At 70.2% G+C, this 14,098-nt stretch carries 15 protein-coding genes; 6 read left to right on the top strand and 9 right to left on the bottom strand.

Annotated elements, in window-relative coordinates:
- Positions 1-59: 59 nt before the first annotated feature.
- Positions 60-1,940, top strand: coding sequence for an MFS transporter (locus ACZ58V_RS30320; RefSeq protein WP_468194436.1), 1,881 nt, complete (start codon positions 60-62; stop codon positions 1,938-1,940).
- 12 nt (positions 1,941-1,952) lie between these two features.
- Here the strand turns inward: ACZ58V_RS30320 and ACZ58V_RS30315 are convergent, their stop codons facing one another.
- Positions 1,953-2,792, bottom strand: coding sequence for a hypothetical protein (locus tag ACZ58V_RS30315; RefSeq protein ID WP_468194434.1), 840 nt, complete (start codon positions 2,790-2,792; stop codon positions 1,953-1,955).
- Positions 2,793-2,878: 86 nt separating this feature from the next.
- On the opposite strand from ACZ58V_RS30315, the gene ACZ58V_RS30310 reads away from it, so the two are divergent.
- The gene (locus ACZ58V_RS30310) at positions 2,879-3,664 is read left to right on the top strand and encodes an SDR family oxidoreductase (protein ID WP_471293924.1); all 786 of its coding nucleotides are present in this window, start codon (positions 2,879-2,881) and stop codon (positions 3,662-3,664) included.
- 138 nt (positions 3,665-3,802) lie between these two features.
- On the top strand, positions 3,803-5,377 hold the full coding sequence (locus tag ACZ58V_RS30305; RefSeq protein ID WP_468194428.1) for a sodium:solute symporter family protein: 1,575 nt from the start codon (positions 3,803-3,805) through the stop codon (positions 5,375-5,377).
- A gap of 73 nt (positions 5,378-5,450) precedes the next feature.
- Here ACZ58V_RS30305 and ACZ58V_RS30300 read toward each other — a convergent pair whose 3' ends face one another.
- Positions 5,451-6,758, bottom strand: a complete 1,308-nt coding sequence (locus tag ACZ58V_RS30300; RefSeq protein ID WP_471293920.1) for a phytase — start codon at positions 6,756-6,758, stop codon at positions 5,451-5,453.
- Between the two features lie 178 nt (positions 6,759-6,936).
- The gene (locus tag ACZ58V_RS30295; RefSeq protein WP_468194422.1) at positions 6,937-8,055 is read right to left on the bottom strand and encodes an ADP-ribosylglycohydrolase family protein; all 1,119 of its coding nucleotides are present in this window, start codon (positions 8,053-8,055) and stop codon (positions 6,937-6,939) included.
- 156 nt (positions 8,056-8,211) lie between these two features.
- On the opposite strand from ACZ58V_RS30295, the gene ACZ58V_RS30290 reads away from it, so the two are divergent.
- On the top strand, positions 8,212-8,727 hold the full coding sequence (locus tag ACZ58V_RS30290) for a GNAT family N-acetyltransferase (RefSeq protein WP_471293918.1): 516 nt from the start codon (positions 8,212-8,214) through the stop codon (positions 8,725-8,727).
- Here the strand turns inward: ACZ58V_RS30290 and ACZ58V_RS30285 are convergent.
- From ACZ58V_RS30285 to ACZ58V_RS30270, 4 genes are all read right to left on the bottom strand, one after another.
- Complete coding sequence (locus tag ACZ58V_RS30285) at positions 8,696-9,049, bottom strand: hypothetical protein (RefSeq protein WP_468194417.1); 354 nt, start codon at positions 9,047-9,049, stop codon at positions 8,696-8,698. The genes ACZ58V_RS30290 and ACZ58V_RS30285 overlap by 32 nt on opposite strands.
- Before the next feature lie 20 nt (positions 9,050-9,069).
- A complete protein-coding gene (locus ACZ58V_RS30280; protein WP_471293915.1) occupies positions 9,070-9,852 on the bottom strand; it encodes a helix-turn-helix domain-containing protein in 783 nt (260 codons plus the stop codon).
- Positions 9,853-10,078: 226 nt separating this feature from the next.
- Positions 10,079-10,687 carry a hypothetical protein gene (locus ACZ58V_RS30275; RefSeq protein ID WP_471293913.1) on the bottom strand — a complete coding sequence of 203 codons (609 nt, stop codon included), beginning with the start codon at positions 10,685-10,687 and terminating at the stop codon, positions 10,079-10,081.
- Complete coding sequence (locus tag ACZ58V_RS30270; RefSeq protein WP_471293911.1) at positions 10,687-11,121, bottom strand: ATP-binding protein; 435 nt, start codon at positions 11,119-11,121, stop codon at positions 10,687-10,689. The genes ACZ58V_RS30275 and ACZ58V_RS30270 overlap by 1 nt, the downstream gene beginning before the upstream one ends.
- Before the next feature lie 113 nt (positions 11,122-11,234).
- Between ACZ58V_RS30270 and ACZ58V_RS30265 the strand changes: the two genes are divergently transcribed.
- Positions 11,235-12,047, top strand: a complete 813-nt coding sequence (locus tag ACZ58V_RS30265) for a helix-turn-helix domain-containing protein (RefSeq protein WP_471293909.1) — start codon at positions 11,235-11,237, stop codon at positions 12,045-12,047.
- Positions 12,044-12,226 (top strand): DUF397 domain-containing protein, encoded by a 183-nt coding sequence (locus tag ACZ58V_RS30260; protein ID WP_471293907.1) that lies wholly within the window; start codon positions 12,044-12,046, stop codon positions 12,224-12,226. The genes ACZ58V_RS30265 and ACZ58V_RS30260 overlap by 4 nt, the downstream gene beginning before the upstream one ends.
- Here the strand turns inward: ACZ58V_RS30260 and ACZ58V_RS30255 are convergent.
- Positions 12,223-13,074 carry an ABC transporter permease gene (locus ACZ58V_RS30255; RefSeq protein ID WP_471293904.1) on the bottom strand — a complete coding sequence of 284 codons (852 nt, stop codon included), beginning with the start codon at positions 13,072-13,074 and terminating at the stop codon, positions 12,223-12,225. The two genes, ACZ58V_RS30260 and ACZ58V_RS30255, sit on opposite strands and share 4 nt — an antisense overlap.
- Positions 13,071-14,021, bottom strand: a complete 951-nt coding sequence (locus tag ACZ58V_RS30250) for an ABC transporter ATP-binding protein (protein WP_468194400.1) — start codon at positions 14,019-14,021, stop codon at positions 13,071-13,073. Before ACZ58V_RS30250 ends, ACZ58V_RS30255 begins: the two co-directional genes overlap by 4 nt.
- Positions 14,022-14,098 lie beyond the last annotated feature (77 nt).

Below are 14,098 nucleotides of genomic sequence, written 5' to 3'. Positions count from 1 at the left end.
GTACGCGGCCGGGAAGCAGAAGCTGAGAACAGAAGACGGGACACGGGGAGTGCCTTTCAGTGGCCACTGCGGAGCCGACACGCACCGAGAACGCCGATCCGGACCCGGGATCCGGCCCGCGAATAGGCATGCCCGAGACGCGGGAAGCCGACGCACGGGACGCTGACGCACGGGGCGCTGACGGCACGACCGGCCGTGAGCGCGACAACCGGCTGCGGACCGCCGTACTGACACTGCGTGAGCGCATGCTGCGCCACCCGGTCCTGTCCATCACCGGCCTCGCCGGAGTGCTCCACGTCGTCTGGTTCTTCACGTTCGCGAACAGCGGCGGCGACCTCGCCGCGCAGGACGCGTGGGCCGAGTTCGTCGGCCGGCACCCGGATTCGGCGTACAACCTCGCCTGGTACGGCGGGATGCACCCGGTGTCCTACAGCATCGTGTCGCCGTATCTGATGTCGGTGCTCGGCGTGCGGACGACGATGATGATCGCGGGGACGGTGTCGGCCGGGCTGCTGACGCTGCTCCTCCTGCGCAGCCGGTCCGTCCGCAACCCCCTGTGGGCGTCCATGGCGGGCGTGTTCGGGCTGTTCTGCAACGCGGTCTCCGGGCGGGTGACGTTCGGCCTCGGCATGATGTTCGCGCTCGGCGCGGTCGCCGTCGTGTTCTGCTGGCCGTACAGGTGGCGTTACAAGCGCTGGGCGAAGGCCCTGTGCGCGGCGCCGCTGGCCGCGCTGGCCACCATGGCGTCGCCCGTCGCGGGTCTGTTCGTGGGCCTGGTGGCGGTCGCGCTGTTCCTGCAGAAGCGGCGGCCGGGCGCGTGGGCGCTGGGGCTGGCGCCGAGTGCGGTGGTGGGCGTGTCGGCGTTGCTGTTCCCGTTCTCGGGGACCCAGCCGATGATATTCGGCTCGGTGATCCTGCCGGTCGCGTTCTCGATCCTCGTCTTCGTCCTCGTCCCTGAGGACTGGAAGACGGTCCGGCTGACGGCCGCGGTCTACGGACTGAGCGTCGTGCTGGTGTGGCTGGTCAGCTCCCAGATCGGTTCGAACATCACGCGTCTGGCGATGCTGTTCGCCGGGGTCGGGCTGGTCACCGCGCTGCCGTTCACGGTGCCGCGCAGCCGCAGGTGGTACGCGGTCGTCGTCGCGTTCGTCGGTTTCACCGTGTGGATCGGCTTCAAGTCGGTCGACGACATCATCCACACGGCCCCGGAGGCGTCCTGGTCGCGTGAGCTGGCTCCGCTGGTCAACGAGTTGCAGGAGGTGGGCGCCGAGAAGGGCCGGGTGGAGGTCGTCCCCGCCCGCTCCCACCGCGAGGCCTCCGCCCTCGCCCCGTACGTCAACCTGGCCCGCGGCTGGCTCCGGCAGGCCGACATGGAACGCAACCCCCTCTTCTACGACGACACGCTCAACTCCGCGAACTACCACGAGTGGCTGAAACGCTGGGCGGTCCACTACGTCGTCCTGCCGAAGGGTGAGCCGGACGGCGACGGCGGCCAGCGGGAACGGGCACTGGTGCAGCGCGGCCTGCCTTATCTGAACCAGGTCTGGGGCGATGCCAACTGGCAGCTGTTCAAGGTGACCGACCCCACCCCGCTGGCAGCGCCGAACACAGTGGTCGACCGGGCCGAGCAGGGCGAGATGATCCTTCAGGTGAAGAAGGCGGGCCGGGTCCTGGTCCGGATCCCGTACACGCCGTGGCTGAGCATCGTCGACGCGGAGGGCAAGAGTCTGAAGCCGCCGCGGGAGACGGCGGAGTCCAGTAACCGCCCCGAGGGCGAGCCCAAGACGTACGTCAACGTCAACGGCTGCCTCACAGAGACGGAGGAGGACGCGCACGGCGACAAGTGGACGGAGCTGCTCGCGCCGAAGGCGGGCACGTACCGGCTTGCGGCGCCGTATCAGTTCCCCCGGGGGACTCCGTGCCCGCAGGAGCTGCGCTGATCGCCTGAGTTCTCAGCGGAGCCGGTCCACGTAGGTGTCGGTGCCCGGCAGGGTCGGTACGAACGGTGCCACCAGCTCCACCCTGCCGAGCCCCGCCTCCGCCACCACCGTGTCGAGGCCCGTGAAGCGGTCCTCCCAGCACTCCCTGGGGTCGGCCTGGAGGAACCACAGCAGGGTCAGTCGGGTGTCGACGCCCTCGACCTGCTTGACGTAGGTCATGCGGTCGCCGGGGAGCGGGGTCGGGCGGAAGACCGTCACCATCGCCGCCGGGGAGCCCGCGAGGCGCTTCGGCAGGTGGCGGGAGCGCAGCCACTCCAGCAGCTCGGCGCGCTGCTCGGGGGTGTCGGCCTCGACGACCTGGAGGACCAGGCCGGCGTAGGGGTGGTCGAGGGCGTGCTGGTCCCTCGGGCCGGCCGCGCCGTCCCGGTACACGGTCGCCTCGTGGTCCTGGAACGCGGTGAGGACGTGGGTGCGGTCCTGGTAGACGCGGCCGTCGCGGTTGAGGCGCTTGTTGATGGCGACCGTCCAGCGCATGTGGTCGTCGTAGCGGCCCGCGGTGATCCAGTACGTGGAGAGGTAGCAGCCCGTGGTGACGGGCTGGGCGATCGCCGACTTCTCGGGGTAGCGCAGGAGTTGCAGGTCCCGGGTCGCCACCCAGCGGCGGCCCGCGTACATCCAGGGCATGGCCATCGCGCCGGCGTAGTAGTGGTCGTCCTCGTACCAGCGGTTGTAGGCGTACTCGTGGCCCGGGTGCGGTTCGACCATGGTGATCAGGGCGTGGCCGGGGTGGGTGCCGTAGGGGCCGACGGCGGCCAGTTCGGCGTACAGCTCGCTGCGGGTGTCGTCGCTCATGCCCTTCCCCTTCGTCGGTGACAGGCCCATACTCTGACGCTCCGTCAGATAAAGCGCCAGGGGTCCGGCTTCGGGGAGGTCCTGCCATGTCATTGCTCGCGGGGAAGACGGTCGTGGTGTCGGGGGTCGGGGCCGGGCTGGGGTGGCAGGTCGCGGCGGCCGTGGTGCGGGACGGCGGGCGGGCCGTGCTCGGCGCCCGGACGGAGGCGAACCTGGCGAAGGCGGCCGCCGAGATCGATCCCGGCGGGGCGCACACCGCCTACCGGGTCGTCGACATCACCGACGAGGCGCGGTGCGAGGCGCTGGCGGGGCTGGCGGCGGAGCGGTTCGGGCGGATCGACGCGGTCGTGCATGTGGCCGCGCTGGACAGCTACTTCGGCGGTGTCGAGGACGCGGACTTCGAGAGCTGGCGTTCGGTGCTGGACGTGAACCTGCTGGGCACACTGCGGATGACCCGGGCCTGCCTGCCGTCGCTCAAACAAGGCGGCGGATCCGTCGTGTTCGTCGGGACGCAATCGGCGGTGGCGGCTCCGTCCCAGGTGCGGCAGGCGGCGTACGCGGCCTCGAAGGGGGCGCTGACGAGCGCGATGTACTCGCTGGCACGGGAGCTGGGGCCGCACCGGATCCGGGTCAACACCGTGCTGCCGGGCTGGATGTGGGGGCCGCCGGTGCAGGCGTACGTGCGGTTCACGGCACAGACGGAGGGCGTGTCCGAGGCGACGGTCCTGGAGCGGCTGACCGGGCGGATGGCGCTGCCCGAACTGGCGACGGACTCGGATGTGGCCGACGCGGCGGTGTTCCTGGCGTCGGACCGGGCCCGGTCGATCACCGGGCAGTCATTGCTGGTCAACGCTGGGGAGTTGATGCGATGAGTTCACGTAGATGAATCGAGACCATCACGCCGAACATTTTTACCCCTCCTTGACCTGACCGTCACTTGTCGTGTTCACGCAGCAGCGCCCACGATGAGCGCCGGGCTGATCGCTGGGCTGACCCCTGGGAGGGCGCACATGAACGGTCTCGACTGGGCCGTGCTCATCGGCTATTTCGCCGTGATGGTCGCGATCGGCGTCTGGTCGCACAAACGCGTGGACAACGTCAGCGACTTCTTCACCGCAGGCGGCAAGATGCCGTGGTGGCTCTCCGGCATCTCGCACCACATGTCGGGCTACAGCGCGGTGATGTTCACCGGGTACGCGGGCATCGCCTACACCTACGGCGTCACCTCCTTCGTCACCTGGTCCTTCCCGATCGCCCTCGGCATCGCCATCGGGTCCAAACTCTTCGCACCGCGCATCAACCGGTTACGCTCCCGCCTCCATGTGGCCTCCCCGCTGGAGTACCTGAAGAACCGCTACGACCTGAAGACCCAGCAGGCGCTGGCCTGGTCCGGCATGCTGCTGAAGATCGTCGACGTGGGTGCGAAGTGGGCGGCGATCGCGACGCTGCTGTCCGTCTTCACCGGGATCTCCCTCAACCAGGGCATCCTCATCACCGGCGGCATCACGGCGGTCTACTGCACGATCGGCGGCCTGTGGGCGGACGCGCTCACCGAACTCGGCCAGTTCATCATCCAGTTGCTGGCCGGCATCGCGATGTTCGTCGCGGTGTTCGTACGACTCGACGACCACGGTGGCTTCTTCGGGGTCTGGGACTCCCCCGAACTCCAGGGCCACGAGAAACCGCTGGTCGGCCCGTACGGCACGGTCTTCCTGCTCGCGTTCCTCTTCATCAAGCTCTTCGAGTACAACGGCGGCATGCTCAACCAGGCCCAGCGCTACATGGCCACGCCGAACGCGAAGGAGGCCGAGCGCTCCGCGCGGCTCTCGGCGATCCTGTGGCTGGTCTGGCCGCTGGTGCTGTTCTTCCCGATGTGGATGTCGCCGCTGCTGGTCGAGTCGCAGAAGCAGGACGGCTCCGACTCCTACGCCCTGATGACCGAACAGCTCCTGCCCCACGGCCTGCTGGGCCTGGTCATCGTCGGCTTCTTCTCGCACACCATGGCCATGTGCTCCTCGGACGCCAACGCCATCGCGGCGGTGTTCACCCGGGACTGCGCGCCGGTGATCTGGGCCAGGGCGCGGACGTGGAACCAGAGCCAGGGACTGCGGGTCGCCCGGATCGCGACGGTCGTCTTCCTCGGCCTGTCCATGGCGGCGGCGACGCAGGTCAACTCCCCCGCGTTCAAGGACATCATCACCGTCGTCATCAAGTGGGTGGCCGGTCTGATGGGCCCGATGGCCATCCCGATGATGCTGGGCCTGCTGCGCGCGTTCCGCCGCTCCGGGCCGACGGCGGCGCTCACCAGCTGGTCGATGGGCCTGCTCGCGTTCTGGCTGGTGAACTACCCGATCCACTGGAACGTCGAGGGCGGCGTGCCGCTCCAGTACCAGGTGTCGATCCCGCTGGCGGTCTCCCTGGTCCTCTACATCCTCGTCGGCTACATCAGGCCGGAGGACACCCCGGAGCGGCTGGCGATCATCGAGCGGATCAACACGGACGGCGACGGGGCCGCCGCGGCTGCCGTACCCGCGCCGGCGGGCGGTGTCGAGGACACCGCCACGCGCACGACCGTGAAGGACTGACGGCCTCTCCCGCGAGCCGCGATGCGGACGTACGCCTCCGCCCAGAGGGGCGGAGGCGTACGGTGCGATGTGCTCAGTCGTCCTCGTCCAGCGCGCCGGTGACCTTGCGCAGGTCGACGAACTTGAAGTCGGTGTTGTCGCGGACCTCCCCGTCCGCGTCCGTCTCGTCCGGGGTGTTGTGCCCGTCCTGCACCACGAGCAGGCCGTTCGGGTAGCGGGAGCCGAGGGGCGCGTTCAGTACGGCGGCGCCGTCGCACTCCTCGGAGCCGTCGACGGTGCCGGCGGTGATCCGGAAGCCGCTCTCGTACTCGTTGTCGTCGGAGACCTCGCGGTCGTACGCGGCGAAGGTGTCGTCGCCCTGGCTGGAGGCGAGCAGGTAGCCGTCGCCGGAGCCCTCGTCGAGGATGGTCAGGCCCTCGACGTCGGCGGACAGGTGCGTGCCGCCGTAGCCGGGGTCCGCGCCCGCGACACACTCCTCGGTCGCCTCGTCGTAGGTGGCGGGGACGCCGTACTCCCGGACCTTGTCGATCAGCTTCGGCTTGCCGCCGAGGTCGGCGGGGAGCCGCCAGATGCCGACGTCCTCCTGGCCGGCATAGAGCACCTTGTTCGCCGGGTCCACGACCATGCCCTCGACCTGCGGGAGATCGCCGGGGTCGGTGCAGGGGGTCCAGGACCGGCCGTCGGGGAGCGTGAAGGAGGCGGGCAGGTCATAGGTGCGCACCTGCCGGTAGGAGACCGCTCCGCTGGAGGTCGCCTTCAGCTCCAGCAGGGCGAGCCGGGTGCGGCTGCGCCGGCTGACCACGGCGTAGGAGCGGCCGGTGGCCTTGTCCTTCCAGGTGGCCAGGCCGTAGGGGGTGGCCTGGTCGTTGACCTCGTCCTCGGTCTTGGAGAAGACCAGCGGGGCGTGGGGGTCGGTGACGTCGGTCAGCGGCCGGGCCGCCCCCGGGGTGATGCGGTAGATCCGCAGGTGGTCGCGGCCCCGGTCGCTGACGACGGCGACGTCGGCGCGGCCGGTCGGCAGCGGGAACCCGGAGATCAGGTCCACGTTGTTGAAGCGGCCCGGCTTGGCGCCGGGAGCCGGGGCGGGCGGCGCGGGGATCGACTGCACCTCCTTGCCGGCCAGGTCGTACACGCGCAGGCCGCCTTCCTTGGCGGTGGCGATCACCAGGCTGGCGTCGGGGTCGGCGGCGCTGCGCCAGATCGCCGGGTCGTCGGCGTCGGCGTTGCCGCCGGCGTCGTCGCCGTGGAGGGCCGGGGTCTCGGTGGTGGCGGTCACCTCCGGAAGCCCGGAGTCGGCGGCCCGGGCCGAGGTGGGCAGAACCGCCATGGCCGTCAGGGCCGCGGCGACCGCGGCCGTCTGTGTCCCGCGCAGGTTGCGCACAGTGCCTCCACGAAGGGGGGATGAACGGACGAGACCCGGTGGAGCAGCCACGGAGAGGTGATCCCCGCGTCGGGCCGTGTGGATCCTGTGGACCGAAGGTGACGGAACGACCACTGTACGGTGACGTGCTCATGCCATGGGAGTGAGCAATGGGAAGGGGGCATGGACCTGGGGTGTCCTACGCGCCGCGCGGGTACCGGGCCAGCCAGCCCGGGGACGAGCCCGCCGGACCGTGCAGGGCCGGCCCCTGGGTCATCTCCATGGCGAAGTCGTCGGCCAGTTCCAGGATCGTGGGGCGGCCCTCCAGTTCGGCCAGCCAGGCCGGAGGGAGGGCCGTCTCGCCGTGCAGGGCGCCGAGCAGGCCGCCGGTCAGCGCGCCGGTGGCGGCGGAGGGGCCGTCGTGGTTGACGGCGAGGCACAGCCCGTGCCGGACGTCGGCGGCGACGAGGGCGCAGTACACGGCGGCGCCGACGAGGCTCTCCGCCGTACCGGCCCCGCACAGCTCGCTCACGCGCTCCGGGCCGGGCATCCCCTGCCGTACGGCGCCCAGCGCGTGCTGGAGGGCGTCCGACACGGGCTGGTGCCCGGGCCGGGCGGCCAGCATCGCGAAGGCCCGCTGCACGGCAGCGTCGAGGCTCTCGCCGAGGGCGAGGGCATGCACGATCACGGCGTACGCACCCGCCGCGAGCGAAGCCGTGGGGTGCCCGTGGGTCTGCGCCGCGCACTCGACGGCGAGCTGCGCGACGAGCTGCGGCTCCCAGCCCACGAGCAGTCCGAACGGGGCGGACCGGGTGGCGGCCTCGGGCCCGGCCTCACCGGGGTTCTTGGGTGTCTCCGGGGTGCCCATGATCTCGTCGCCGAGCCCCAGCAACAGCGAGCGGTGGGGATCCCGCCGCGCGTACAGCCACTCCTCCCGCGCGAGCCAGCCGTCGTCCTTGCGGCGCTCGTCGGGCCCCCAGTCCCGCTGGGTGGCGGCCCAGCGCAGATACGCCCGGTGCACATCGGTGGGCGGATGCCAGGCTCCGGTGTCCCGGCGCACCTGGGCCCGGATCAGTCCGTCCACGGAGAACAGGGTGAGCTGCGTGATGTGCGTGACAGCACCGCGTCTGCCGTAGGCGGGGGCCAGATCGACCAGCCCCTCAGCCCCGTGCGCCTCCCTGATCCCGTCGACCACCAGCCCGTCCACGGGCGTGCCCAGCGCGTCCCCCACAGCCACGCCGAGCAGCGTCCCGCGCACCCTGCTGCGGAAGTCCTGCTGCTCCGTACGGCCCCAGACGGCGCCGGCAGTCGCACCCACCTTGACCTCCCAGGGACCGTCCATACGTACGACAGCTAGGCACTGTAATCGAACGGGGACGGTGGGTTCAGTGGGTGGAATGGCGCCTTCACGGCCGGCTTACGGACCGTCGCTCTGAGCACCCGAGGTATCGGACAGGTGTGCGAGGATCCCCGGATGAACGATCTACGCGTCCGCCCGGCCGCCGAGGCCGACCTGCCCACCCTCGTCCGCCTCCGCGACGACGCGGCCCGCTGGATGCTGACCCGCGGCATCACCGGGCAGTGGCAGCCGGGAGAGCTCGACGAGTCCCACTTCCGCCGGGTCATGACCCAGGGCGAGGTCTGGCTCGCGGAGGCCGACGGGCGCGTCGCCGGCGCCTGGGAACTGTGGTGGGAGGACGAGGCCGCCTGGGGCCCGCAGCCGCCCGTGGCCGGGTACGTGCACCGCCTCATGGTGAACCGGAGCGCCTCCCCGCCCGGGACGGGACGGCTGCTGCTGGAGGCCGCGGAACACCGCGTGTCCGCTGCGGGCCGAACCCACGTACGCCTGGACTGCCTGGCCGGCAACACCCAGCTCACCGCGTACTACCGCGACGCGGGTTACCGGATAGTGGGCCACAAGGAGGGCAAGCCCCAGCCGGGCGGAACGCCCAAGTCCTTCACGCTGCTGGAGAAGGAGCTCGGGTTGTAGTCCCAGGACCAGTCCGCCACAGGCCTGCCTCTGCCTCTGCGGCCTCCCGGATGGCGCGGATCTCGGCGATGGCGTCGGAGGGGTCCTCTTCGCCGACGTCCACGATCCGTTCCAGCTCCCGCAGCCGCTCAGCCCGCGCGGGGTGTCGTTCGATCGCGACGAAGACCGCCCAGGAGTGCACGAAGGCGCGCAGGGGGGCGAGGCTCTGGGTCTGCTGTGCGTTGGTGGTGGCCTCGAAGAGGTGCCGCGTGAGCGTAGGCAGCCGACCCGGGGCGATCCGGGCGACGGCATCACGCAGCGCGTCCGGGGCCAGCTGAGACATGGGGATCAGCGGTCGCATGCCTAGGCCGCGTCCCGCTCGGCAGGGCGGCAGTCGCGGCACCGGCCGCCGGGACGCACTGCCCGGAAGGCTCGTTCGCAGCCGTCGCAGGTTTGGAGCGGGGCCGGGCGGGGGGTGGGTGCCGGGTGGGGTGGGGCCGTGGGGAGGGGCGGTGGGAGGAGGGTGGTCAGGCGGTGGGCGACGAAGGCCGCCGGGTGCTTGATCGGGTCGTGGGGCAGGCCCGACGTCAGGGTCCGTTCCACCGCCGCGGCGGGGACGCCCCGCTCCAGCCAGGCCGACACCTGCGGGGCCAGACGATGCACGTCGCGCTCGCTCAGCAGCAGGCGGGAGTCGGCCGCACGCAGGCCGGTGAGGAGGTCGGCGGCGGTGCGGTGGGGCTTCGGGGCCGGGGATTCCGTCCGGGGCGGAGGGGAGGCCGGGCGGTGCTCCAGGATCGTCGTCCGGGGCTTGTTGTACGAGACCGTGCGGGTTACGACTCGGCCGGATTGAAGACGCTCCCTGGCGCGCGTCAGGTAGCCGTGGGTCTCCAGCTCGCGGAGGGCTGCGGCGATCCGGATCTCGCCCTCCTGGAACTTGGCCGTCAGTGCCTTGATGCCGATCGGGGTTCCGGCGGGCAGCGACTGGATGTGGACGGCCAGGCCGATGGCCGTCAGGGACAGGTCCGGGTGCTGGGCCAGGTGGTTGCCGACCACCGTGAAGTTGTCCTCGTGGCGTTCCGTCACGTGCTGGACACCGGAAGTGCCGGACTGCGCGCGTGCGGGCGCGCTAGGGTGCTGGTCAGTCATCGGGAAGGTCCGTTCTTCCTAGGTGATCAGGCCCTCGCAGTGGGATGGCAGTCCCGGCGGGGGCCGTATTCGTTTGTGGGGTTGTCTGCGCTGACGCTGCACCATCGACTGCCTTCCACGCCAGTTGAGTTGGCGATGTTCACCCCTGCGGGTGAGCTGCGGGGGCGGTGGGGGTGGGTTGGTTCTTTGCCCGGTTCTTTGGTTCTTGGCGTCGGGAGCAGCCGGGTCATGACGGGCCGCGATCCGGCTCCTCGAAGTCGTGGAAGAAGGCGGTGGCGTCGCCGTAATAAGAGGGCATCTCCGTACCGTGGTCGGCGTCCTCCGTAATCCCCAGGTCTCGGCGCATCGCCTCTCTCATGGCGGCTATCAAAGGCCAGAGGCCGTGTTGGGCCTCGACGGCCGACCGCAGGGTTTCACCGGGTCGCGGGTTTCCCTGCTCCAGGCGTTTGACCTGGCCATAGACCCTGTTCAGGGCCCCGTTCACCTCCCGGGCCGGGGTGATCACCGCGTCCGGCGCGATCATCAGGGCCTCGGACCAGCGGTCGCGGTAGGAGTCCTTGGCGGACTCCAGCGCCTGAATGTCCTCGCCACCGGGCGTACGGTCCCGGAGCCCGTACAGATGGCGGCTCAGGGCCGTGCAGAACTGTCTCGCGTCCCGGTGCTGCTCCGAATAGCAGCGCCGCCGGAGTTCACGGTTCTCCCGCGCCTCCTGAATCGCCTGAGCGATCTCCAACTCACGCCGCTTGGCCTTCTCGGCACCGCGTTGAGTGAGCAGGGCTCCCCCCAGAGTTCCCGCCACTCCGGCCACGGCTATCAAGACCGCCCCCACGTCCATCACGTCACCCTAGATCCCAGACTCAGTTCGGCCCACACCGTCTTGGCGTGAGCCGGTGCCTCCTCCACTCCCCAACGGCTCGCGTACACCGCGACGATCCGCAGGCCCCGGCCGAACTCCGCGTCCTCCGCCACCGGTTCCGGGTCTCGCGGGATCCGGTCGCCCCGGGCGTCGGTGACCTCGACGCGGAGCGTGCGGTCGGCGTGCAGCTTCAGGCCGAGCCGGAAGTCCCTGCCGCGGACGCGGCCGTGCAGCACGGCGTTGGACGCCAGCTCGGCCACCACCTGCGCGGCAGCGTCGTAAGGCTCGCCCCACTCGTCGAGTTGGCGTTCGGCGAGCAGGCGAGCCAGCCGAGCGCCTCTTCGGGTGGCGGACAGCTGGATCGCGAAGTGGCGGGTGAGGAGCGGGATCTGCGTGGGGGATTTCTGACTCATGTCACCCAGCGTGGCCGTTCGTCCCTACTCTGAACAGCAACGACCCCGGTACGGAGCGTGGCTGTCCGGACACCTCGGGGGGTCGTACGGCTGGTACGTCAGGAGGGGAAGGCGTGGAGGACGAGGAGGCGGCGGCCGTGCTCAGGACGGTCGGGCGGCAGATCAGGATGTGGCGCGAGGCCGCCGGGCTGAAGCAGGCGGAGTTGGGGGCGGCCATCGGGTACGGGGAGGAGATGGTCTCGTCCGTCGAGCGGGCCCGGCGCGTTCCCAAGCCGGACTTTCTCGACAAGGCCGATGAGGTGCTCGGCGCGGGCGGCAAGCTCTCCGCGATGAAGGAGGACGTGGAGAAGGCCCGGTATCCGAAGAAGGTGAGGGACCTGGCGAAGCTGGAGGACGAGGCCGTCGAGCTCGGCGCCTACGACAACCATCAGATCCACGGGCTTCTCCAGATCCCGGAGTACGCCCAGGCGCTGTACGCCATGAGGCGGCCGGCCTTCACGGAGGACGAGATCGAGCGGCACGTCGCGGCGCGTATGGCGCGGAAGGCCGTGTTCGATCGCGTGCCGCGAGCGCTCATCACGTTTGTCCAGGAAGAGTCCACGCTGCGGAGGCCGATCGGAGGCAGAATGGTGCTGCGCCGACAGCTCGAACATCTGTTGGAGATCGGCAAGTTGAGGCACGTGTCGATCCAGGTCATGCCGACGGATCGGGAGGACCACGCGGGCATGGCGGGCCCGTTCCGAGTGCTGAAGCTCCAGGAGGGCAAGACGCTGGGACACTTCGAGGCCCAGCTGCACAATCGCGTGATCAGCGACACCCGGGACGCCCAAATCCTCGACATGCGCTATGGAATGATCCGGGCGCAGGCCCTCTCGCCCCGAGAGTCCCTGGCCTTCATCGAGAAAGTTCTGGGAGAAGAGACGTGACCGCTGAACTCGCCTGGTTCAAGAGCAGCTACAGCAGCAATGACGGTCCGGATTGCGTAGAGGCCGCCATATCCCACCCCACCATCCACATCCGCGACTCCAAGAACGAGGACGGCGCCCGTCTGGCCTTCACCAGCGGCACCTGGTCCGAGTTCCTGGAGTTCGCGGCGGGACGCTAACCGACCCGCTGCATCGCCTTCCGGTGCCGTTCCGCCATCGCCGCCCCGGACTCTCGGCGGGCCATCCTGCGCAGGACGGAGGGTGCGAGGAGCAGACCGGCGACCGCCCACGCACCCAGCACGCCCGCCGTCTCCAAGTGCCGCCAGGATGTGCCGATCTCGACGGCGACCGCGTCGGCCGGCAGCAGCGCGGACCGGAGACCGAGGCCGAGCCAGTACACGGGGAAGATCTGCCCGACGGTCTGCAGCCACTCGGGCAGTTCCGACAGCGGGAAGTAGATACCGGAGATCACGACGAGTCCCATCACCGGGAGCATCAGCAACCCGATGGTGCGCGGACTGCTGACGAGTGAGCCGATGACGGCGCCGATCGGCAGGGTCGCCAGGAGACCCAGCGGGATCGCCCACACCAGCGCCAGCAACGCTCCGCCGCCCTGCCGGGCGACTCCGTCCACCAGGAGCAGGCCGACGGCGAAGGGGAGGGCCATGGAGGCCAAGGCCGTACCCGACACCATAATGATCTTGCCGACCAGGTGACCGACCATGCCGTTGGGCACGGCCTTGGCCCGCAGCAGCGTGCCGTCCTCACGTTCGGTCGCGAGCAGCTGTGCCGTGGTCATCATCCCGGTGAACGCGAGCGTCATGCCCAGCATGCTCGGCAGCATGAACGCGCCGGTCGAGATGCCGGCGCCCTTCAGCGGATCGTCCTTGAGCAGGAAGAGCGGCACCATGAGCAGGATCGTCCAGAGCACGTAGCCGAACACGTCCTGGCCGGTGGTGAAGGTCTGCCGGAGTTCCGTCCAGCCGCGCCGGACTCCTGCTCCGGCCGCGTGCCACACCGGGCTCATCGGGATGCCTCCAGCTCTCGCACCATCGTCAGGTAGGTGTCCTCCAGGCTCGCCCGGCGCACTTCCAGCCCGCCGACCGCCTCGCCGTGCTCCTCGAACAGCTCACGGACGAACCGGGTGGGCTCTGCCGTCGCCTTCTCGAAGGGCCGTCCGTCCAGCGTCCAGCGCACGGTGGCCTCCGCCGACGCCTGCCGGGACAGCTCCTCGGCCGAACCGTCGGCCACGATCCGGCCACCGGCCAGAATCAGGATCCGGTCGGCGAGCTTCTCCGCCTCGGCGAGGTCGTGCGTGGTCATCAGGACGGTCGTGTTCTCGTCCGCGAGCCCGCGCACCAGGCCGTGGAACTCGTTCCGGGCCTCCGGGTCAAGACCGGCCGTCGGCTCGTCGAGGAACAGCAGCTCGGGTCGGCCGACGATGCCGATGGCCACGTCGAGACGCCTGCGCTGACCGCCGGACAGAGTCCCGACCCGCTTGTCCGCGTGCTCGGTGAGCCCCACCGCGGCCAGGAGTTCGTCAGCGTCCCAGGGGCGCTGGATGGTGGCGGTGGAGTAGGGCACGTAGTACGAGCCGAGATGGGCCAGCAGTTCGCGCACGCGCCACTTGCCATGGTCTCGCCAGGACTGCAGCACGATGCCGAGGCGTGCCCGCCACTGTTCGTCCCCGTGAGCCGGATCGGTGCCGAGGACGGTCACGTCACCGTCCGAACGCATCCGGAAGCCTTCGAGGACCTCGATCGTGGTCGTCTTGCCGGCGCCGTTCGGGCCGAGCAGCACGATCACTTCGCCTCGCCGGGCCCTGAAGCCAACGCCCTTCAGCACGTCATGGCTGCCGCGGTAGCGCATGCGCAGATCGCGTACGGCGATGACGGCGTCGCTGTCAGGTGGTGGGCTGCCGCTCCCGGCCTCACTCCCGGCCTCGGGCTCGGTTAAAGCGTGAGCATCCGTCATCTGCGTTTTCCCCCGGGCGACTTGCGTGTGCGGAGCAGCCTCGGACGGGCCCTCCCTTGACTAACACATTACCGAAC

This window comes from Streptomyces sp. NPDC040589 (assembly GCF_055594445.1).
This window is presented reverse-complemented; position numbering and strand designations above follow the sequence as displayed.